This is a genomic window from Bradyrhizobium sp. Mp19 (assembly GCF_029952935.1).
Taxonomy (GTDB): domain Bacteria; phylum Pseudomonadota; class Alphaproteobacteria; order Rhizobiales; family Xanthobacteraceae; genus Bradyrhizobium; species Bradyrhizobium elkanii.
On sequence record NZ_JASAUT010000021.1, the window covers coordinates 115,906 to 135,224 of the forward strand.

20 protein-coding genes and 1 pseudogene are annotated in these 19,319 nt (G+C 64.0%); 9 read left to right on the top strand and 12 right to left on the bottom strand.

The genetic code is table 11. The features are described 5' to 3' along the window. Positions 1-28 precede the first annotated feature (28 nt). Complete coding sequence (locus QJT82_RS22975) at positions 29-559, top strand: gamma carbonic anhydrase family protein (protein ID WP_028342934.1); 531 nt, start codon at positions 29-31, stop codon at positions 557-559. Positions 560-563: 4 nt separating this feature from the next. Here QJT82_RS22975 and QJT82_RS22980 read toward each other — a convergent pair whose 3' ends face one another. Then, entirely contained in the window at positions 564-854 is a 291-nt protein-coding gene (locus QJT82_RS22980; RefSeq protein ID WP_028342935.1) for a hypothetical protein, read from the bottom strand. 87 nt (positions 855-941) lie between these two features. Here QJT82_RS22980 and QJT82_RS22985 point away from each other — a divergent pair, with 87 nt between their 5' ends. The 3 genes from QJT82_RS22985 to QJT82_RS22995 all read left to right on the top strand — a co-directional run bounded on the left by QJT82_RS22985 (position 942) and on the right by QJT82_RS22995 (position 2,264). After that, positions 942-1,256, top strand: a complete 315-nt coding sequence (locus QJT82_RS22985; RefSeq protein ID WP_080686875.1) for a hypothetical protein — start codon at positions 942-944, stop codon at positions 1,254-1,256. A gap of 156 nt (positions 1,257-1,412) precedes the next feature. Then, positions 1,413-1,910 carry a hypothetical protein gene (locus QJT82_RS22990; RefSeq protein ID WP_028342936.1) on the top strand — a complete coding sequence of 166 codons (498 nt, stop codon included), beginning with the start codon at positions 1,413-1,415 and terminating at the stop codon, positions 1,908-1,910. 204 nt (positions 1,911-2,114) lie between these two features. Continuing rightward, entirely contained in the window at positions 2,115-2,264 is a 150-nt protein-coding gene (locus QJT82_RS22995) for a hypothetical protein (protein WP_155258669.1), read from the top strand. 433 nt (positions 2,265-2,697) lie between these two features. Here QJT82_RS22995 and QJT82_RS23000 read toward each other — a convergent pair whose 3' ends face one another. The 3 genes from QJT82_RS23000 to QJT82_RS23010 form a co-directional block, all read right to left on the bottom strand. Then, positions 2,698-3,189: a hypothetical protein gene (locus QJT82_RS23000; protein WP_028342937.1), complete on the bottom strand. Its 492-nt coding sequence runs from the start codon at positions 3,187-3,189 to the stop codon at positions 2,698-2,700. 189 nt (positions 3,190-3,378) lie between these two features. After that, positions 3,379-3,909, bottom strand: coding sequence for a bifunctional 3-hydroxydecanoyl-ACP dehydratase/trans-2-decenoyl-ACP isomerase (gene fabA / locus QJT82_RS23005; protein WP_028342938.1), 531 nt, complete (start codon positions 3,907-3,909; stop codon positions 3,379-3,381). 33 nt (positions 3,910-3,942) lie between these two features. After that, positions 3,943-4,572 carry a TetR/AcrR family transcriptional regulator gene (locus tag QJT82_RS23010; RefSeq protein WP_028342939.1) on the bottom strand — a complete coding sequence of 210 codons (630 nt, stop codon included), beginning with the start codon at positions 4,570-4,572 and terminating at the stop codon, positions 3,943-3,945. A 99-nt stretch (positions 4,573-4,671) separates the two neighbouring features. On the opposite strand from QJT82_RS23010, the gene QJT82_RS23015 reads away from it, so the two are divergent. Next, on the top strand, positions 4,672-5,082 hold the full coding sequence (locus QJT82_RS23015; RefSeq protein ID WP_028342940.1) for a hypothetical protein: 411 nt from the start codon (positions 4,672-4,674) through the stop codon (positions 5,080-5,082). Positions 5,083-5,211: 129 nt separating this feature from the next. On the opposite strand, the gene QJT82_RS23020 is transcribed toward QJT82_RS23015, so the two are convergent. The 5 genes from QJT82_RS23020 to QJT82_RS23040 form a co-directional block, all read right to left on the bottom strand. Next, a complete protein-coding gene (locus QJT82_RS23020) occupies positions 5,212-5,826 on the bottom strand; it encodes a transglutaminase-like cysteine peptidase (protein WP_028342941.1) in 615 nt (204 codons plus the stop codon). A gap of 334 nt (positions 5,827-6,160) precedes the next feature. Then, positions 6,161-6,778, bottom strand: coding sequence for a PilZ domain-containing protein (locus QJT82_RS23025; RefSeq protein WP_028342942.1), 618 nt, complete (start codon positions 6,776-6,778; stop codon positions 6,161-6,163). A 141-nt stretch (positions 6,779-6,919) separates the two neighbouring features. Then, on the bottom strand, positions 6,920-8,473 hold the full coding sequence (locus tag QJT82_RS23030) for an FAD-dependent monooxygenase (RefSeq protein ID WP_028342943.1): 1,554 nt from the start codon (positions 8,471-8,473) through the stop codon (positions 6,920-6,922). Positions 8,474-8,732: 259 nt separating this feature from the next. Further along, the gene (locus tag QJT82_RS23035) at positions 8,733-9,692 is read right to left on the bottom strand and encodes an acyl-CoA desaturase (RefSeq protein WP_051448037.1); all 960 of its coding nucleotides are present in this window, start codon (positions 9,690-9,692) and stop codon (positions 8,733-8,735) included. Positions 9,693-9,850: 158 nt separating this feature from the next. Next, positions 9,851-10,528: a hypothetical protein gene (locus QJT82_RS23040; protein WP_155258670.1), complete on the bottom strand. Its 678-nt coding sequence runs from the start codon at positions 10,526-10,528 to the stop codon at positions 9,851-9,853. An 88-nt stretch (positions 10,529-10,616) separates the two neighbouring features. Here QJT82_RS23040 and QJT82_RS23045 point away from each other — a divergent pair, with 88 nt between their 5' ends. The 4 genes from QJT82_RS23045 to plsY all read left to right on the top strand — a co-directional run bounded on the left by QJT82_RS23045 (position 10,617) and on the right by plsY (position 15,723). Continuing rightward, on the top strand, positions 10,617-11,768 hold the full coding sequence (locus tag QJT82_RS23045) for a zinc-binding dehydrogenase (protein ID WP_028342945.1): 1,152 nt from the start codon (positions 10,617-10,619) through the stop codon (positions 11,766-11,768). A gap of 119 nt (positions 11,769-11,887) precedes the next feature. Continuing rightward, positions 11,888-13,831 (top strand): cyclic nucleotide-binding and patatin-like phospholipase domain-containing protein, encoded by a 1,944-nt coding sequence (locus tag QJT82_RS23050; RefSeq protein WP_028342946.1) that lies wholly within the window; start codon positions 11,888-11,890, stop codon positions 13,829-13,831. 58 nt (positions 13,832-13,889) lie between these two features. Further along, positions 13,890-15,029 carry an amidohydrolase/deacetylase family metallohydrolase gene (locus QJT82_RS23055; RefSeq protein WP_028342947.1) on the top strand — a complete coding sequence of 380 codons (1,140 nt, stop codon included), beginning with the start codon at positions 13,890-13,892 and terminating at the stop codon, positions 15,027-15,029. A 40-nt stretch (positions 15,030-15,069) separates the two neighbouring features. Beyond that, entirely contained in the window at positions 15,070-15,723 is a 654-nt protein-coding gene (gene plsY / locus QJT82_RS23060; RefSeq protein ID WP_028342948.1) for a glycerol-3-phosphate 1-O-acyltransferase PlsY, read from the top strand. 72 nt (positions 15,724-15,795) lie between these two features. Here the strand turns inward: plsY and QJT82_RS23065 are convergent. The 3 genes and pseudogenes from QJT82_RS23065 to QJT82_RS23075 all read right to left on the bottom strand — a co-directional run. Then, positions 15,796-15,948 (bottom strand): annotated as a pseudogene (locus QJT82_RS23065) (ABC transporter substrate-binding protein); the annotation flags it as partial. A gap of 42 nt (positions 15,949-15,990) precedes the next feature. Further along, positions 15,991-17,184 carry an aspartate kinase gene (locus QJT82_RS23070; protein ID WP_028342950.1) on the bottom strand — a complete coding sequence of 398 codons (1,194 nt, stop codon included), beginning with the start codon at positions 17,182-17,184 and terminating at the stop codon, positions 15,991-15,993. A 39-nt stretch (positions 17,185-17,223) separates the two neighbouring features. Beyond that, entirely contained in the window at positions 17,224-18,582 is a 1,359-nt protein-coding gene (locus QJT82_RS23075) for a peptidase M15 (RefSeq protein ID WP_196238206.1), read from the bottom strand. Positions 18,583-19,319: the final 737 nt, after the last annotated feature.

The following is a 19,319-nucleotide window of genomic DNA, read 5'->3' on the forward strand; positions in this document are numbered from 1 at the left end:
CGCTCGAAAACGCTCCAGGGAGACCTCAATGGCGATCTACGAACTCGACGGGCAGGCGCCCGATCTTCCCGCCGACGGCAGCTACTTCATCGCCGACAATGCCGTTGTGATCGGCAAGGTCCGCCTCAAGTCCGCCGCGAGCGTCTGGTTCGGCGCCGTGCTGCGCGGCGACAATGAGTGGATCGAGATCGGCGAGGGCTCCAACGTTCAGGACAATTCCACCCTGCACGTCGATCCCGGCTTTCCCCTCAGCATCGGCAACAACGTCACCATCGGGCACAATGCGATCGTGCACGGCTGCACGCTGGAAGACGGCGTGCTGATCGGGATGGGATCGATCGTGATGAACGGCGCGCGGATCCGGCGCGGCAGCGTGGTCGGTGCCGGCTCCGTCATCACCGAGGGCAAGGAGTTTCCGGAAAATTCCCTGATCATCGGTGCACCCGCGCGTGTGGTGCGTACGCTTGACGCGGCGCAGGCCGAAGCGTTGTCGCGGCCGGCGAAGTCCTACGCCATCAGGGGCCCGCAATACAAAACGGGACTGAAGAAGATCGGCTGAAGCTTCAGCGCTTGCGGCCGCGCTTGCGCGCGGCGTTCGGTGCGGCGGGGCGAGGCTTCGCTGCGCCTTGCGGTCTCGTTGCCTGTTGAAGTCTTGTTGCTTCCTGAAGTCTTGTTGTTTCCTGAAGTCTTGCGCTCTTGCGCAGCGCATCCTTCAGGTCGATCGGAATGCCGTGCTTCTTGAGCAGGTCGGCGAAAGCTTCGTCGGCGAGCTCCTGCAAGGTCGCCATCCGGTCGCGCCCGAGCTGCTTCAGCTTGTCGAAAGTGTCGTCGTCAAGCTCGATCAGCTTGCGCAAATTGCATTGCTCCCAAACTGTATTGCTCCAACGCCTGCGGTAACCGGCGTTTTGCGGACTCGTTGACGTCCGCAAGGGAGAATTGCCATGCGCAAATTATCTGTCACCACCGCGCTCGCGACAATCGCGATTGTGCTAGCGCCCGCGGTTACCGTCGCCCAAGGTACCGGGAGCGGCGCCGGGACCGGCAGCCCCTCGTCAGCCAGCCCGACATCGCCGCAAGCCACGTCACCACCGGCAGGGACCAACAGCGCCGGGACCGCGCAATCCTCCGGCGGCCCCAACACCGGCAGGGGCGTTACCACCGGCTCGTCAACGACGACCGAGAGCGTCGACAAGGCCATCGCCGACGAGAACGAAAAAGTCGACCGCCGTACACGAGGCATCTGCCGCGGCTGTTAACCTCTGACGGCCGCGCTTCGATGAACGCGGGTCGCGCAGATGTGAGCGCGACATAGCCGCGCGGTGGAAGCCGCGGTCCTAGATTGGGCTAGCATGCGCAGGACGCGGCGGAGGAGGCTTGAAGAAGAAAGCCTCTGAAAGAAGGAGTAACGGGTGATGTTGCGTAAAACGATGATTGCCTTGCTGGCGACGGCCTCGGTCGGTCTGTTCACCGTCGATGCTGCGTCGGCACGCGGTGGCTTCGGTGGCGGCGGCTTTCATGGTGGTGGCGGCTTCCGCGGCGGCGGCGGTTTTGGCGGCTTCCGGTCGGCTGCGATCGGCGGTGGCTTCCGGTCGGCGGCGATCGGAGGCGGTTGGGCCGGCCGCGGCTGGCACGGCGGAGGCTGGCGTGGTGGCGGCTGGAACGGCGGCTTCTATCGGCGCGGCTGGGGCTATCCGCTCGCGGCGGCAGCGGTCGGCTTCGGGCTGGGCTATGGCGCCTACGATTACTATGACGGCTACTACGGCAATCCATACTACGCCGGCTACGGCTATGACGCCGGCTACGGCTATGACGATGGCTACGGCTACGGTTACGGCGGCTGTTACGTCGTGCGCCGCGGCGTGATGACACCGTATGGCTGGCGCGTTCGGCCGGTGCAGGTTTGCAATTGAGCCATTCGCTCAAGCATGGCCGGTCCATTCGGTCGCCATGCTGATGGTCTTGCAATGATCGGCGCGGCCGGCGTTTCGACGCCCGGCCGCCGCGTTGGGTCGCGCACTGGTATGCAGCTTGCACCGCCTTGCAGTAGTCCGTGACCGCGTCGCGAAAACCAATGGCCCGGCTGCGATTGAAGCCGGGCCTAGAGGATATCAGAGATGCTGACCATTCCTGACCTGACATTGCTGCTCATGGTGGTTGTTGCGAGCCTTGCCGTTGCGCTGATCTACATGCTTCGCGAACTCGAGCCGAAGCTTGCGCGGCTGCGACAGAGAGGCGATCGCGTCTTGCGCGATCGCGCCAAATAAGCGGCAGTGCCGTTCGCCGCGGCCTTGGCCGAGGTGATGCTGCGCACGCAGAGCCGTCAGCTGAGCACGCCGTATTTCTTCACCCGGTCTGCATGTTTCGCGCGGCGAGGGCGCTTTCTCGGTAAGCGGTCCCGCGTGGGATTCAAGGGCCCAAAAAACAAGGCCGTCGACGTAGTATACCGTCAACGACCTTGCCAGCCCCGGATATTGAAATCGGCTCACGCCATCCGGTCATTCGAAGATGACTCGGATTCGAAGGCCGATATGTGAACCAGTTCACAAAGTCCGGATTAATTCACGGTAACGGGCACTCATGATCGGCCGCTGCCGGCAGCCGTCGAGCCCGAAAGTTCCCCGCTAGATGATGATCTTGCTGGGGATTTGGCGCATTTTTATGGCTGGTCACCTGGCGTGGGGTGGGCTTCCGAGGGCATCAACCGCGCGACCGGTGGCGCTTCCGGTTGGCGCTACGGGTGGCCTTTGAGCGCTTACGCGGCGCGGGCTCGGCGGCCGGTTCGTTGGCCTGCGCGCTCGCCAGTGACTGGCGCAAACCCTCGACCTGTTCAGTCAGCGCGGCGACCTGGTCGGAGAGCCTCTTCGCATCGGCCGCCTGCAAGGCGAACTGCTTGCGCATGGTCTGCAGCTGGTCCTGCACCTCCTGCAGCTGGTCGATGGATTCTTGCTGGGTCACCTCCATCCCCTTGGTCTTTTCCACCAGGGCCTCGGAGACCTGCGCGGTCCGCGCCTGCAACTGACGCGCGGCGACCATGCGGTCGGTCTCCGGCACGTTGCCGGTGAAGGCGCGCCACAGCGCGATCGAGCCGATCCCGAACAGCACAAGCACCAGCACCACGGCGCCGATCGCGATCGGCTGCACGCCAATCAGGCTGCTGGCTTGTGAATTCCGGGGGGCAAGTTCGACCATGCGACCAACAACCGGACGTCAATTGAAAGGTTCGAAATAGCACAAACCTCGGCGCGGGCAAAACCGGGGGGTGTGTAGACCACTGCGGCAGCAGCGAAATTTGTATCACATGTTAATCTTCGGCCGCGCTGCTCGGCCGGCTCGAGGCGCCGATCGGCCTCTGGTCGACGCGAATTCAAGCTCCCGAATTCAGCCTCTGGGCGCGATCAGGCCGACCCTCATGTCCTTTGCCAGATAGACGCAAGCGCCGTCGGCGAGCACCCGGCCGTCGGCGATGCCCAGCACCAGCCGGCCGCGCCTGGCCTGGCGTATGTCGACCTCATAGCGCACCAGCCTGACATCCGGCGTGATGTGCCCCCTGAACTTGACCTCGCCGACCCCGAGCGCGCGGCCCTTGCCCGGCGAGCCCGACCAGCCGAGCCAGAAGCCGATGATCTGCCACATGGCGTCGAGGCCGAGGCATCCGGGCATCACGGGGTCGGCGGCAAAGTGACAGGCGAAGAACCAGTGATCCGGCGCAATCTCGAGTTCGCCGGCGACATGGCCCTTGCCGAATGCGCCTCCGTCCAGGCTGATCTCGGTGATGCGGTCCATCATCAGCATCGGCGGTGCCGGCAGCTGCGCATTGCCCGGGCCGAAATAGCCGCCTTCGCTCGAGCGCAGCAGATCCGGCTTGCTGTAGGACGATTGCGGAGCGTGAAAATCGTGCGGATTGAACAAGATGGCCATCGATGTTCGGGTTCTGGCTGAAGCTTAGCTGCGGCTGCGCCGCATGGTTCTTGGCCGCGCGGACAGGGGTTTGGCAGGCAAGCCCAACGCGGCGGCCATGAAGGCCCAGATGTCGCCGGTCAGCCTTGCCGGATCAGGCCGTCTTTCGCTCATGAGCGCGCCGATCAGCGCCTGGCGGATGCCGCCGATCATCAGCGCGATGGTGAGGTGAGGGTCGATGCCAGCGGACACGATCCCGTCGCGCTGGGCCGCCTCGAGCATGCGGGCGCCGGCTGCAAGCTGCCGGCCGGTGAAGGCGGTCTCGACATCGAGCACCTCGGGCGCGCGGCTGAGCGGTCCGATCACGAGGGGCGCAAACGGGTGATCATAGTGAAAGGCGACATAGGCGCCGATCCGCTGCTTCTCCCGGTCCGCCCAGTCCGTGGCGGACAGCTTGGCACCGCCGAACGCCGCCGCATCAAGTTGTTCATAGAAGCCTTCGACCACGGCGGCGATCAGGCCGGCCTTCGATCCGAAGTGGTGGTAGGCGAGCCCGACCGAGACCTGCGCCCGTCTTGCGACGGCCTGCATCTCGAGGTGCCCGCGGCCCTCGATGAGCTCGGCTTGCGCTGCCGAGAGCAGCCGTTCCCGTGTCCCCAGGCTCGTCGCGTCCATCGTGGGCTCATTCGCTGAATTGAATTCAATTCAATCTCGCCGATGCTAGGATGTCAAGCCGCCGACGCGAATGGCAAAGCGAGCCGGTGAAGGAATGCGATGGCGTTTGCGATCAAGACCGAGATCCGAAATCCACGGGCGATGGTGTTCAGCTTCACCGCGCAGAAGACCATGTATGGCGGCAAGCACATCGCGGCCGACGACGTCGTGTTCGTGTTCGCGAGCGAGAACGAGGGCGGCAGCGGCCTGATCGCCCGCGCGATCGTCGCGTCGGCCGAAGCGACACCGCCCAAGATCGGCATCATCAGGCAAACGCCGCGCGTCAGCATCACGGTCAGGCGCACCGCATCCGCAGCGCGGCCGCTCGGGCGCGACCAGCTCAAGCGCTTCAAGGATTGGGACGACGGCCGGCCCGAGACCGAACTGAATTTCAAATTCTATCGCCAGGCCACCAACAAGATCGTCGGCATCTCGGACGAGACCGCGGCGTTTCTCGAGCGGTTCTTCTAGGCGTCGATCGACGCCGCTCAAAAAGGGTGCGGCCAGCCTTTGGGGGAAGGCTGGCCGCGCGCGAACCGGTCTGGGACGGGGAGGGGTGGGGATGTGACCGGGTCGCGAACTCGAAATTTCCTGTTCTGCTCAGCGCGAGCTTGCGGTTGCAACTGCGGGGCGGTTGTCCCCGAGCGAGACCCAGACATTGGGATCGCCCTGCGACTGCCGCTTGACGAAGCGGTAGCCAGTGTCGGTCCAGGCGACGATGCTCTCGTTCTGGTTATCGAGCACGAACTCGCCTTTGTCGGTCTTCACCGTCAGCACCGCGTGACCTTCGCCCTTCTTGTCGCGGACCACCGTGATCAACAGCGCCTCGCGGGGCCAGCCGGCGTCCATTAGCATCTTGCGCTTCAGGAGCACGTAGTCCTCGCAGTCGCCGTAGCCGTCAGTCGGCAACGACCATTTCTCGATCACGCCCCAATGATCCATGTCGGTCATCGGCTTGATGGATTCGTTGACCCACTTGTTGACCCGTACGAGGTCCCGCCAAGCGGTCTGCGACAACACGATGTCGCGTGGTTGCGTCGCGCCGCCGCGGCATTCGCCCGGATTGTCGGCACAGAATTCGACCCAGCCGATCGGCGAACGCGCAACATCACCCAGGCTGGCGTAGAGCACGTCGCCGGCCTTGGCCGACACGCACGTCGCAAACAGAATGGCGGCAACCGCCAAACCTTTCCCCTGTCCCCTGAACCCAAACATCGTGGCCCCCGTTCTTCTTGTTGGGACCACGTTTCGCACAAAGCTTTTGCGCCGCCGCTAAGTACGCAAAGTAGATTTGACGCGAATACTGGTAAAAGCTGCGACGAATTCGAACTGTACTTGAATCGAATTCGCGTAAAATTTGAAACAACTGCAATTGATTCAAATTTTATGCATTAACGCGGCAAGCGCTGCGCCAGCGCGGTTTGTTGCGTCAAACGCTGCGGCCGTTAACCGCCGATTTTCACCGGGCCAAACGCGCCGAAGGCGGCCACCGGTGCACCGGTGGCCGCCTTCGCGGGCCAAAACAGGGGGGCTTGAGCGCTTTTTCGCTTTACCTCGCGGTAACGCTCTCTTCGAGGGTTTCCGCCGATTGCTCGTGAACGAACTCGAGCGCGAAGCCTTCCTCGAGATTTCGCACCACACGGGACTGCACCCGCCCGAGCATCACGAGCGATTTCAGCGGCGGGCGGTTCTCGGCGGCAATCGCAGCACCGGACAAGGAAAGGTCGATGATGCGGCAGGTCATCCGCGTGCCGTCTTCCTGGGTCAGCAGGGCGATCGGGTTGCGCGGCACGATACGGTCGTGGCGGCGATCCTCGGGCAGATTGAGGATGTCGCGGTTGGCAAGCCAGGTCAGCTGCGCGGCGAGCTTGTCGCGCTTGCGCGCGGTGGCGCCGATCGTCATCGCAAAGCCGTTGTCGATGATGCGGGTGATGCGTCCTTCGACCCGGCCGATATGGTCGAGATAGGCGATCACGCGGTCGCCGACATTGCCGATGCCTGGCGCCAGCAAAGCGAGGCCGCCCGGCGACATGTTGATAATCTGGCAGGGAAACTCGCGCCGGTCGGGCAGCATGTAGCGGCCGAGCAGGTGCACCTTGACGCGCTGGAAGCGCCGCCGCTCCTCGGCTACGGGGACGACGGTAGTTTTCTTCTGTGCAAACGACATCACGACAAACCCGGCCACCGTCCATTCGGAGCCCCGACGACCCTACGGCTGATAGGGTTAACGGGGCGTTACGGTTGAGACGGGGAACCCGCACACGGTGCAAGAGAAACGTGAGTGGAACCCCGCGTGGCCCCCAAGGGGTCAGGGCTGCGCATCAGGTTCGCCGAACCACCGCGACATGACCTGAGCTGCTTCATCAAGGTGAGTGGCGGTGTCAGCGGCCCATGCGACGAAGCCGTCGGGGCGCACGAGCACGGCGTCGAGGCCCAGCCGATCCCGCGCATCGCTTGCGACATAGCCGATCCGGCCACGCCAGCGATCCGCAAGCGCTTGCAGCGGAGAGCGCGGATCGAAGTCCAGCAGCACGCCGCGCCCGTTCCTCAGCAGTTCGCCGAGTTTCGTGCCACAGGCGAGCTCGAAGTCGGGCGCGCTAAGGCCCACCAGCGGATGGTTGCCGCCAAGATCGTAGCGCAGCGAAACGCCCCACACGCGCTCGGCAAAGTAGCTCGCGCCGTCTGACGTCGCGATCAGGTCGCGGATGATGGCTTCGAGCGCGCGCGAACTTCGGCTTGGCCGCATCAGCGCGACCTGGGCGCGCGACCAGTCCAATACCTGCGCGGCCACCGGATGTCGCTCACGCGAGTAGCTGTCGAGCAGATCCGCCGGTGCGTCGCCGCGGATCGTGGCCGCGAGCTTCCAGCCGAGGTTCATCGCGTCGCCAAGCCCGAGATTGAGCCCCTGGCCGCCGAGCGGAGAATGAATGTGCGCGGCATCGCCCGCGAGCAGCACGCGCCCCTTGCGGTAATCCGTCGCCTGACAGGCGCGATCGGTCCAGGTGGTGGCAAGCCGGAGCGCCGTCAACGTGACGTCCGTGCCGGAGACGCGGCGCAGCACCGCCTGCACATGCTCGCGCGTGATCGGCCGGGTTCGGTGGAAGGCGCCGCCGTCGAACTCCACCATCGCGATCGTGCCGGGCCGCGCGTAGGTATACATGCCCGTCGGCGTGTAGTGACGGCCCGTGCGGAGCTGGTCCGGATCTGATATCTCGACCTCGACCGAATAGCCGGTGAATTCGGGATCGGTGCCGACGAATTCAAAGCCGCCGGCCTTGCGCACCATGCTGCGGCCGCCGTCACAGCCGACCAGCCAGCGCCCGTGGAAAGTCGCGCCCCCGGCGCGAATGGTGACGCCGTCGTCCGACTGATCCAGCGCCTCGACGCCGAGGCCGCGCCTGATCTCGACCCCCATCGCGGTTGCGCGCACGGCGAGGGCGGATTCGAGCGCCTCCATGTCGACCGCCATGCTGGTGCCTGCCGGGCTCGGCAGGCGAAACGGCCACTTCGACGTGTCGATATCGTCGTGAAAGAACTGGATGCCGGCAAAATGGCCGGCCGGGCGGCGCGGCGATTGCGTCCAATGCGCGCCATTCGATGCGCTGCTGCCCGAGCCATCGCTTGCGTGCTGCCATGCCGCGATGTCATCCAGCATCCCGCGACGATAGAACGCCTCGATGCCGGGCGCCGAAAGGCCGCGCATGCCGAAGGGCAGCCGCTTCAATGGCGAGCATGGCTCCGCGGCCTGCTCCAGCACCAGGACCGAGAGGTTTGCGCGCTGCAGCTCGCAGGCAAGCAGCAGGCCGACCGGGCCGGCACCGGCAATCACGACATCATGGGGAAGGGGGCGGCTGGTGCGCATGAACTGCTCCTTTGTCGGCGTTCGACCGGAGCGGTTCGTCGGGTTGAGAACCACACGGACGAACATTGGGCGCGCCTGGATGGCGTCCGGTGTTCGTCGTGGGGATCTCATGCACGAGGCAGGAGACCAGAGCTTTCGTTTTCGAAAGGACTTTCGTTTTCGAAAGGACTTGGGCTTACCAAACCAAGTCTGCCTTTTCCGACGCGGCGTATATAGCTGCGTGGCGTTCGATCCGCAACGGAAGGTCCGCGGCTGCGGATTACTGGAACAATGCGCTGCCGCGATGTCGCGGCGCGACCGCGTCGGCGTTGCCCGGTTCGTCGACGCGGCGCGAGCCCGGGCGCGGCGCAAGATTGTCCGGCGTCTTGATGTTGCTCGCGAGCCCTGCGGCTTCGAATGCCTTGATCAACCACCAGCCGAGGTCGATCTGACCCGGCAGCAGCCCGAGCTTCGCGGAGCCGGGATAGGCGTGGTGATTGTTGTGCCAGCTCTCGCCCATGCTGATCAGGCCCGCGATGCCGACATTGTAGCCCTGGGCCGCGACGCCTTCGATGATCCAGGTCTGTCCGCCTTTGCGATGCGAGTAATGACCGATCAGCCAGTGACCGGTGACGCAGACGGCGACACGGACGCAGATGCCCCAGACCAGCCAGCTCCAAGAGCCGATCGCGAGGAACAGGATCGCCCAGGGCAATTGCTGCCACATCCAGGTTCGCTCGACGAAGGCGTAGAAGCGGTCATCGGCGAGCCGTCGCTCGAGCCGGAATTCGGGCGGGTGTTTCAGCACCAGCGTGCAGTGCAGCTGCCACCACGCATCGCGCCAGAAGCCGGCGCGGTGACAGGAGTAGTCGTGGCACGCGGTCTGGCGCTGCGCCCAGTCGCGGAAATCGTGCAGCCGCACCATGCCGTAGGGGCCGGCCATCCCGACCAGCGTGCCGAGATAGACGCAGAGCCGTTCCAGCCACAGCGGACAGTCGAAGCTCGCATGGATCAGGCGTCGGTGCATGCCGACCGAATGCCCAAAGCACAGCGTGATCGCGCTGGTGACGATGAATAATGCGAACGCGCTCCACGTGAACAGCAGCGGCCCAAGGACGATCGCGACCGCGGTCATGCCGCCAAGCCACAGCGACTTCGCCGGCGCCCATCGCACGCGCCCGTCCAGCGGATCGGTGCCGGCGTCCACGAAGATTCGCTCCGAGCCGGGCTGCGGCTTCATTCCGTCACCTGAGGTTGCATCGCAGGTTGCGGTGAAGCGGTCGTCGCTGTCAATCGGCCGCCCACGTCCGTCATGTCGCGGCCCATATTGACGTCTGCGGCGACTTCAGCCAGGCGGCGCCCGGCCGATCCGAAGCGCGCGAAAGCGATGCGGTGAGGTTATTTGTCCTCGGCGTCCATTTCCGGTTCGACAGCCGTTTCCGGTTCGACAGCCGCCGCTGGTGGTTCGACAGTCACGGCTTTCAGCACCTTTCGCTTCGCCGCGCGGACCTCAATCTGCAGCGGCGGCTGATAGGAGCCGCTTGGCGGCACGAAGACGAAGGCATGGTGTCCATCGCCCTTGTTGAGCTTCAGGAGATCGTTGCGGAACTCATCGGCGACGACTTCGCCGACGAGGTTGTTGTTGAAGTAGATATCGATCGCAACCCTTTTGTCGGGGTGCTGGTTGTACAGGGCCCAGCCGGCAATCCTCTTCTCGTTGACCACGTCGACATGGCCGGTGATCTCGCCAAACAGACTCTCGATACCGGCCTCGATCACCTCGAGGTCGCTCCTGTAGATCGATCTCGTCACATCGAAGCTGAAATTCGCGGTATCGACGCATTGGTCGAGCAAACCCTGTCGATGCTCCTTCATTCGTTGCAGCGTGTCCAGTTCGCCCAACTTGACGTACATGCCGACGATACCTTCGATACCAGGATTCATGGTGTCGTTCCCCGCAATGCTACCAGCCAATTCGCCCTCGGCTGCCTTCACAATCGATGCCTCCTTGCGGACAATACTCCGCCAGGACTTGAAGCGCCTCGTTCCGCCAAGGGATGTCATGAAGACCTTCATGACAGGCCTTCATGACATCCCAATCGTCCTGACCTAAAGTCGGCTCGGCCGAACCCGGCCCAACGACAAGGACAGGGAGAGCGAACCGATGGAGCAGATCCGCGTCTGCACGCATGATGGACCTGGAGCCAAGCCGGTAATCCGGACAGTGCCATGGCCGGAAATCGGCAAAAAGGCGGCCTTGATCAAGGTGGGCGCCTGTGGCGTTTGCGGAACCGATCTGCACATCTTGAAGGGACATTGGCCGAAGCCGTTGCCGTGGCCGTTCACGCTCGGCCATGAGCTCGGCGGCGTGATCGTCGAATGCGGCGCGGAGTTCACCGAGGATTTCATGAGCAAGCCGCTGCAGGTGGGATCGAAGGTGATGATCCCGCCCTTGATGCCCTGCGGCCGCTGCTACTACTGCATCCATTATCCCGAGAGCGCCAACAAATGCCTGACGCCGGTCTATTACGGCCGCTATCTCGGCTTCGACAAGGCGCCGCATATGTGGGGCGGCTGGGCTGAATATGTCTATGTCGATCTCGACATGCTGCCCGGCACTAAGATCTACAAATTGCCTGACGACATGTCGCTGCGGCTCGGCGCGCTCTCCGAGCCTCTGACCTCCTGCATCCGCGCCTTCAACCGCGCCACCCGCGCCGGCGGCTTCAGATGGGGCGACACCGTGGTGATCCAGGGTTCGGGGCCGATCGGCATCCTCGCGGTCGCCGCCGCGCAGGAAATGGGCGCGGGGCGCGTGATCTGCGTCGGCGCGCCGGAGACGCCGCGCCTTGCGCTGGCGCGCAAGTTCGGCGCCGAGGCGACTGTCGATATCGAGCAGCTCAAGACGCCGGAACAGCGCATCAAGGCGGTGCGCGACATCGTCGGCGGTTTCGGCGCCGACCTCGTCATGGACTGCTCGGGCCATCCGACCGCCGGCCCCGAGGGCATCGAGATGCTGCGCGACGGCGGCACCTATGTCGAGATGGGGCAGTTCACCGATGCCGGCTCGATCAATACGTCGTGGCACCGCATCTGCACCAAGGACCTCAACGTGCTCGGCTCCTGGGGCTTTACCGGCAACGACCTGCCGCTCGGCGTCGACATGCTCTACCGCACGCGGAACAAATATCCCTGGCTCGACATGCAGACGATCTATCCGTTCACCGAAGATGGCGTCGCCCGCGCGGTTGCCGACGCAATGGCGATGAAGACGGTGAAGTCGACCATCGTGCCGTGGCCGGAACTGGTCGGGTGAAGCAGATCGCGGATGCTGCAAATCCTGCTGCAGTGCTCCCAAGGATTTGTAGCCAGGGTGCGGCCGATTGAGCCGTGATATCGCTCGCCGGGACGACGGCCCGGCGCTAACATCGGAGCATGCATTCGAACCGTGTGCCGCCGAGCGCGACGTTTGCGTGGGGAAACGTGTCCGAGGACTTCGCGCTGTTCAGAACCCTGAGCGCGGAGCAGCGGCTGATTGCCTTTGGCGCAATGACCCGGCGCGACCTCGTGCGCGGCGAGCTGCTGGTCGAGCAGGGCGGTGCCTCCGACGCGCTGTTTCTGGTGCTGCACGGCGCGCTCGCGGTGTACCGGACCAGTCATCCCGAACCGATCGCGGAGCTTCGCGCCGGCGAACTGGTCGGCGAGATCGGCTTCTTTGCCAATATCCCGCGCACGGCCAACGTGATTGCGATCCGCGATACCAGCGTGCTGGTGTTGACGCGCGCCGCCTATACCACGCTGGCGCGGGAAACGCCCGAGATCGTCGAGGCGCTGCTGGCTGCGCTCGCGCGGCGGTTTGCCACCGAGACCGCGCGTCTGTTGCCGCTCCGGGCGTCACCGAAGGCGCGCACCGTCGCGCTGATCCCAGGTGGACGTGAACCGGTGCCTGCCGCCTTTGAGCACAGGTTGCGCGAAGGCCTTGCCGCTGCGGGTGCCGAGATCGTCGACCTCGCGCGGGTTCAGGCGATGTTTCCCGGCCGCGCGCTGGACGCATCCGAAGTCGCCGACTGGCTCAACAGGATCGAGTACGACGCGCCGCTGGTGGCCTATTTCGGTGGTCCTGACGCATCGGATTGGGCGCGGAAAACCATCCGTCAGGCCGACCTTGTCGTGTTCGCCTGCCGTGGCCATGCGCCGACGCCCGATCTGACGGAGATCGAACGCTTCGCCTGCGGAGTGCATCCGGCGTCGACGCGGCGCCTCGTCCGGGTTCATGACGTCAGGCGCCACGAGGTCAGCGGCACCGCGGCGTGGCTGGCGCGGCTGCCCTGCTTCATGCACCATCATGTCGCGCTCGAGGACCAACTCGACATCGACAGCCTGGTTCGCTTCCTGTGCGGTCGCGCCGTCGGATTTGTCGCCGGCGGCGGCGGCAGTCTCGGCACCGCGCATGTCGGTGTCTACAAGGCGTTTCGCGAGCGCGGCGCGACGTTCGACATCTTTGTCGGCACCAGCGTCGGCTCGGCGATGGCGGCGGGCTTTGCCAAGAACTACGACGCCGAGCATCTCGAGCGCGGCACGCATGAGATCTTCGTTTCCAGCCGCAGCTTCCGCCGCCCGACCTGGCCGCGCTACGCCTTGCTGGACCACAAGGCATTCGATGCCGCGCTCGCCGATCAGTACGGCCACAATTGCCGGATCGAGGACTGCTGGCGGCCGTTCGCGGCGATCGCGACCAATCTGTCGACGCACAGCCTCGAATTGATCCGCACCGGTCTGCTTTGGCAGGCGGTGCGGGCGTCGAGCGCCATCCCGGGTCTGCTGCCGCCGTTCTACACAAGGGACGGCTCGATGCTGGTCGACGGATGCCTCGTCGACAACGTTCCGCTGGCGCAGATGCACCAGATGAAGAGTGGACCGAATCTGGTGGTCCATTTCGGCGACCCCGCCACCGAGATGTTCGACGTCGACTATGCCGCGCTGCCGGGGCGGCTTGAGCTGCTTGCATCGCTGCTGACGCCGTTCCGCAAGAAATTGCTTCCGGCCGCACCGAGCGCCGTCAACGTGCTGTGGCGAAGCCTCGTTGCGCATCAGCGCTATGATACGCTGCCGACCACGCCGCTCGACATGGTGATGCGTCCGCCGACGCCTGACGGCATCGACGTCACTGATTTCGACCGCCATCAGGAAATTTTCGAATCCTCGTACCGCTGGGCCCGCGAGACCATTGCTGCCTCGGAGGCGGCGCATCACCCGGCCATTGCGGCCATCGTTGCGTCGGCCAATGGAGCGGACAAGGCAACGGACATGGTTGCTGACAAGGCCGCGGATCGCGCGACAGCGACCGCGCCGGTTTCCCAACAGGCCCGTGTCGGTTGAGCGGCTTGCAGGCGCCGGCGAAGTCGACCATCGTGCCGGACCGAATCCGGAGAACACGATGCCTTTCGATCTGATCCTGCGCGGCGGACGGGTGATCGACCCGTCGCAAAAACTCGATGCCGTGACCGATATCGGCTTTGCCTCAGGCAAGGTCGCTGCGCTCGGCCGCGAGTTGAAAGCCGATCCCGCCACCGAGGTCCGCGACGTCTCGGGGCTGATCGTCTCACCGGGGATCATCGACCTGCACACGCATGTCTATTGGGGCGGCACCTCGCTCGGCATCGACGCCGAGGAATTTTGCCGCAACTCCGGCGTCACCACCTCGGTCGACACCGGCAGCGCCGGCCCCGGCAATTTTGCCGGCTTCCGCAAGCATGTGATCGAGCCGAGCCAGGTCCGCATCCTCGCCTATCTGCACGTTTCGCATGCCGGCATCTTCGGCTTCTCGGATCGCGTGATGGTCGGCGAGAGCGAGGAACTGCGGCTGATGAATCCGATCGACGCGGCGCGGGTCGCCGACGAGAACCGCGACCTGATCGTCGGCATCAAGGTGCGGGTCGGCCTGTTCGCCTCGGGCACCTCGGGGCTGGTGCCGCTCGAGATCGCGCTCGAGGTTGCAGAGCAGGTCGGCATGCCCCTGATGGCGCATATCGACCATCCGCCGCCGAGCTATGAGGAGGTGCTTGCGCGCCTGCGTCCGGGCGACGTGCTGACCCATGCGTTCCGTCCGTTCCCCAACACGCCCGCGACCGCGCAGGGCACGGTAAAGAAGGTCGTGCTGGAGGCGCGCGAGCGCGGCGTGCTGTTCGATATCGGCCATGGCAAGGGCTCGTTCGCCTTCAAGACCGCGCGCGCGATGCTCGCCAACGGCTTCTACCCCGACACCATCTCCTCCGACATCCACCAGCTCTGCATCGACGGCCCGGCATTCGACCAGGTGACGACGATGTCGAAATTCCTCTGCATGGGGATGCCGCTGCCGGACGTGATCGCGGCGTCCACCGTCAATGCCGCGATGGCGTTGCGGCGGCCGGAGCTCGGCAGCCTCAAGCCCGGCAGCGTCGGCGATGCCACGCTGATCTCGGTCAGGCAGGGGGCGTTCGACTATGTCGATGTGGTCGGCGAGCATCTGGCGGGCGATCGCAAGATCGCATCCGAAGGCGTCGTGATCGGCGGACGCTGGTGGCATCCGCGTTAGGATTCATGGACGCGGCGCCAAGGGCATCGAGGTGACTGACATGGTCTTCTGGATCGCGGGTGTGGCTGGACTGGCGATCGCCTATCTGCTCGGTTCGACGCCGACGGGTTATCTGGCGGGGAAGCTGCTCAGGGGCATCGATATCCGCCAGCATGGCTCCAAATCCACCGGGGCAACGAACGTATTGCGAACCCTGGGGAAGTGGCCCGCATTGGCGGTGCTCCTGGTCGACGTGCTGAAAGGCGTGGCGGCAATCCTGTTCGCCCGCTGGTTTTATCCCTGGTTGTACACCTTGCCATCCGTCACGCCACCGGCAGCGCTTGATCCGCAAACGTGCGTGTCCTGGGCTGTCTGCCTGGCCGGACTTGCCGTGTTGCTGGGGCACGGCCGTTCGATCTGGCTGAATTTCACCGGCGGCAAATCCGCTGCGACCGGGCTCGGCGTGTTGCTGGCGATGTCCTGGCCGGTGGGCCTCGGCGCTGCGGCGGCCTTTGGCGCTGTGGTGGCTGTCTCTCGGATCGTTTCCCTCGGCTCGATGCTGGCGGCATTGACCGCGATCGTCCTCGTCTGCGGCTTGGAGCAACCATTGCCCTATCGCTTGCTGGTGATCGCCGGCGGCATCTACGTGATCGTGCGCCATCGTGCCAACATTCAGCGGCTGCTGGCCGGTACGGAGGCGCGGCTCGGGCATTGATAAAAGAAAACGCGTTTGAACCATGGATACGGAATCCCGTTCCGATTCCATCGGAACGGCGCTCTGGTCGGCGAGGACTTCGTCACTTTCGACGAGCTTGCGGACCTGCTCGACCGTCTTCGCCGGCGTCGCGGCATCGTCACAGGAAATCAGATTGATCCGGCGGCCGCTGATGCCGCCCCGTTCGTTGATCATCCGGAAGTAGGCGGCCTGCACCTTGCCGATGCCAACGGCCGACGGCCGACGTCGCCCGTTGCCAAATTTCAACTAGATCAGCGAATGCAAAGCCATGACCGCGGCCTCACGGCTCTCCACCGGAACAAAGAAGCTTACCGAATGCGATGACAAGACATACTTGTCGGCGATGATTCCGTGACGTTGCAGAATCTGAACCGCCTTGTATGGCAGGTCCGAGGAAATGCCGCCGAAGCAAGTGAGGCTCACCGAACTCAGCGTCTCGCGCTGTTTGCGCAAATCGTTGCTCCGTTCCAGTGTGTGCAGCAACGCATCGAGTGTCTCAGAATCGCAAGTCATCATGATGCGGGTTTTTTCGGCGGTGAAAGCCGAGGCGAGGAGTTGCGGCCAAGGCAAGCCATTTTGCTGGAGATGCTGCGCGAACTTCTCGAAGCCTTGATTGAGGTCCGCCGAATCGATCTCCACATGCTCAATGCGAGCCATCGAATTGACGGCCAGGACTTTTCCGTTCTCCATGTCTGCGACCTCCTTCATCACTTGCGTGCTGTGTCGAGCGCCGCCCCACTTTCTCAGGATCAAAGGCACGTTTTGGCTGTGGGCCAGCTCCACGCTGCGAAAGTGCAGGACCTTGGCGCCCCAGAAGCACATTTCGGATAGGGATGCGAAATCCAGCTGACGCAAGGGTTTTGCGTCCGCGACGATGCGCGGGTCAGCCGAGCAAACTCCGTCGACCTCCTTGATAATCTCGCAGCACTCCGCCTTGAGCGCCGCAGCCATGGCGACCGCGGTGGTATCGCTGCCACCCCGGCCAAGCGTCGTGATTTCCTTGGTCAGCGGGTTCACGCCCTGAAAGCCCGCCAGAACCACGATGCGTCCACGATCGAGTTCTTCGCGCACGCGAATGGGCCGCACGTCCAGAATGCGTGCGGAGGAATGGGACCCGTCGGTCATGACACCGGCCTGACTGCCGGTAAAGCTGATCGCCGGCACGCCGAGATCGGACAGCGCCATGCTCATCAAGGACATGCTGATGCGCTCGCCGGTGGTCAATAGCATATCGAGTTCGCGGCGATTGGGATGCGGGCTGACCTGATAGGCCATCCTGACGAGTTCATCGGTGGTCTTGCCCATCGCTGAAACGATCGCCACGACACGATGACCACGGCCATGCAAATCGGCGACACTGCTCGCGGCCGCGCGGATTTTTGCCGGTGTTTCGAGACAGACGCCGCCGTATTTTTGCACGATGATGGGATTGCTAGGCATTCTTGCCCGCGTCGTGTTGGAAGGCGCAGCTGAACCCGATCAGATCGTTCTCCCCTTCGACGCTTTTGCGGTCTTTGATCGTTTTGCCACGACCCGCACAGCGCCCCGGTCGCGCTTCTTGCGATCCGCTTCCGCGTGCTGAGCTTTCGTCCCGCCGCGGTGAGCGGCGTATTCCTTGCCGTCGATCGGCGCGACATGCGGTGGATCTCGATCGAGATACGGTCGCCCGATTCCAAAATCCGGTCCACGCGCGTCGATCCATTTCCAAAGGGCCTCGGTGGTGACCCAACGCTCCGCCCGCGTCGCGCCTTTGACGCTCACGACATCGACGGCAAGCCCGTGGCCATAGCCGCCACGGAAGCTCCCTCCATGGTATGACTTGTCGGACGCCGCCTTCAGGCCGCTCGCGATCGATTGACGGTAGTCATCGCGGAACGCGCTGGTGATGCCGGGCGCCAACCCGGCCTGCTCCGCCGCGTAAAGCGCGTGAAACAGCTTGAGCTTGAAGCTCCGATCCACCCCTCCAATCACGTAGTCGATCATCGGCATGCCCATTCGTTCCGCCGCCTTCGGATCCTTCCACGTGAAATCGTTATCGACGCGCCTGGTGAACGTCCTGGTGACAGTCACCGTCTTGCGCTTCCTCTTGACGGTCACTTTCCGCTGCTCTTGTACGCTGATGGTGTCTTGCTTCGGCGTCCGTTCGTAGAGCGCCCACAGGTACCGGTCGATGCAGACATCGACGACGAGGCACTCCTCGAAAATATCCAGGGGTCTCGCGGCCGCCTCGGTGTCACCAGACACGGGAGGCGGGCTCGCCGTCGCCGCCTGCACCGGCGATGTTTCGGCCGGCAGCGTCTGCGACGAATCGGGCAACGCAGCCACGACGATTGACTTCGGCTCGCTCGAGGTCGCTGTCGCATCAGGGGGCGTCGCCGGCACCGATTCAACCGCCATCGCCGCATCGGCGTTTGCGACAGCGTTAACCATGACGCCTGGCTGCGGGGTGGCCATCGTGTCGGACGCCGTCTCCGTTACGGGTTCCGCAGCCATCGCCGCTTCAGCATTCACTTTGGTGACGTTGTCGACTGCGGTGGTCTGTCGCGTATCAGCCGGTTCGGCGTTGGCGGCGAGAGATGGTGCGAGGTCGTCGATGGACACTGCGCCGCTGTTCCCGGTGCCGGCAGAGCCGGCAAGCCAGGCAAGGAGCCAACCTGCGAGAATGACCGTCCCGCACAACTCCGGAGTCGCAATTCGCCGCGGGTTCATCACCCCGTAGCCTCCAAAGGCTCGATCCGAGCCCTGTTGCACCGCCCAGCACGCGACGGCATCGATCATTCGGATCAAAATGGAAATGCGCAATGGGCGGAAGCACTTGGCGCTACGCTTTTCCAGCAAGTGTTGCCCGACCGCAACGCGCGGCCGCGAGCAACCCGGCACGGCGCGTGCTGCTGCGTTTGGTGATTTTCACCAGCGATCGAGCTCTGATTTCCGCTCTCGGTCAAAAGCCGCCCATAGCGACCGGACCGGGGGACTTCCGGTCCACCTCGAAGAGCCGACGTTCGCGATCGTCATGCAGACCGTCAGCTATGGGCCAGAAGCGGCTCTCGCTTCACTGCGAAATCAAGTCCGCGAGCAATCGACCCATCCGTGTCCGAGTCAGCGGCCAGCTGCAAATCCGACCGCTTATTCTTCATGAGTTGCCTGTGCAGACCCAGCCTACTTTTCGGCAAAGGAATCCAAGAGCGAACGAAACCGCTTCCTTATCTCGTCGGCCTGGTAGACGTATTTGCGATTGAAATCCAATGTGAGAACGCCCCATCCGGCTCCGGTCCGATCCGCAATCGTGCAGTCAGATCTCTGTTCCGTGACCTTTGTGCAAACGAAAATCAAAGGGCCTTCAGGCGTATCCTTTAGGTACAGATCAGAATTAGCCGCCTCGCATAATTGGTATCCGGACTCGACCATATGAAATGCGCCCGAGCCTTTCTCCTCGCACCAACGATTCCATAGAAGCCTCCGTTCGGACCAGTTCAGTTCCTCCTGCCCACCGCGGATTGAACCGCCCCGGGATTGCCGGAGGCCATTTGGTTTGAGTCACGCGGCTATACCGAACTCCTCGGTCTGCGCATAGT

Coding starts and splice junctions, on each gene's coding strand:
- QJT82_RS22985 (WP_080686875.1), top strand. CDS start 942: ATGCGCAAATTATCTGTCACCACCGCGCTCGCGACAATCGCGATTGTG.
- QJT82_RS23000 (WP_028342937.1), bottom strand. CDS start 3,189: ATGGTCGAACTTGCCCCCCGGAATTCACAAGCCAGCAGCCTGATTGGC.
- plsY (WP_028342948.1), top strand. CDS start 15,070: ATGGTCTTCTGGATCGCGGGTGTGGCTGGACTGGCGATCGCCTATCTG.
- QJT82_RS22995 (WP_155258669.1), top strand. CDS start 2,115: ATGCTGACCATTCCTGACCTGACATTGCTGCTCATGGTGGTTGTTGCG.
- QJT82_RS23055 (WP_028342947.1), top strand. CDS start 13,890: ATGCCTTTCGATCTGATCCTGCGCGGCGGACGGGTGATCGACCCGTCG.
- QJT82_RS23045 (WP_028342945.1), top strand. CDS start 10,617: ATGGAGCAGATCCGCGTCTGCACGCATGATGGACCTGGAGCCAAGCCG.
- QJT82_RS22990 (WP_028342936.1), top strand. CDS start 1,413: ATGTTGCGTAAAACGATGATTGCCTTGCTGGCGACGGCCTCGGTCGGT.
- QJT82_RS23040 (WP_155258670.1), bottom strand. CDS start 10,528: ATGAAGGTCTTCATGACATCCCTTGGCGGAACGAGGCGCTTCAAGTCC.
- QJT82_RS22975 (WP_028342934.1), top strand. CDS start 29: ATGGCGATCTACGAACTCGACGGGCAGGCGCCCGATCTTCCCGCCGAC.
- QJT82_RS23015 (WP_028342940.1), top strand. CDS start 4,672: ATGGCGTTTGCGATCAAGACCGAGATCCGAAATCCACGGGCGATGGTG.
- QJT82_RS23070 (WP_028342950.1), bottom strand. CDS start 17,184: ATGCCTAGCAATCCCATCATCGTGCAAAAATACGGCGGCGTCTGTCTC.
- QJT82_RS23035 (WP_051448037.1), bottom strand. CDS start 9,692: ATGAAGCCGCAGCCCGGCTCGGAGCGAATCTTCGTGGACGCCGGCACC.
- QJT82_RS23050 (WP_028342946.1), top strand. CDS start 11,888: ATGCATTCGAACCGTGTGCCGCCGAGCGCGACGTTTGCGTGGGGAAAC.
- QJT82_RS23020 (WP_028342941.1), bottom strand. CDS start 5,826: ATGTTTGGGTTCAGGGGACAGGGGAAAGGTTTGGCGGTTGCCGCCATT.
- QJT82_RS23025 (WP_028342942.1), bottom strand. CDS start 6,778: ATGTCGTTTGCACAGAAGAAAACTACCGTCGTCCCCGTAGCCGAGGAG.
- QJT82_RS23010 (WP_028342939.1), bottom strand. CDS start 4,572: ATGGACGCGACGAGCCTGGGGACACGGGAACGGCTGCTCTCGGCAGCG.
- QJT82_RS23030 (WP_028342943.1), bottom strand. CDS start 8,473: ATGCGCACCAGCCGCCCCCTTCCCCATGATGTCGTGATTGCCGGTGCC.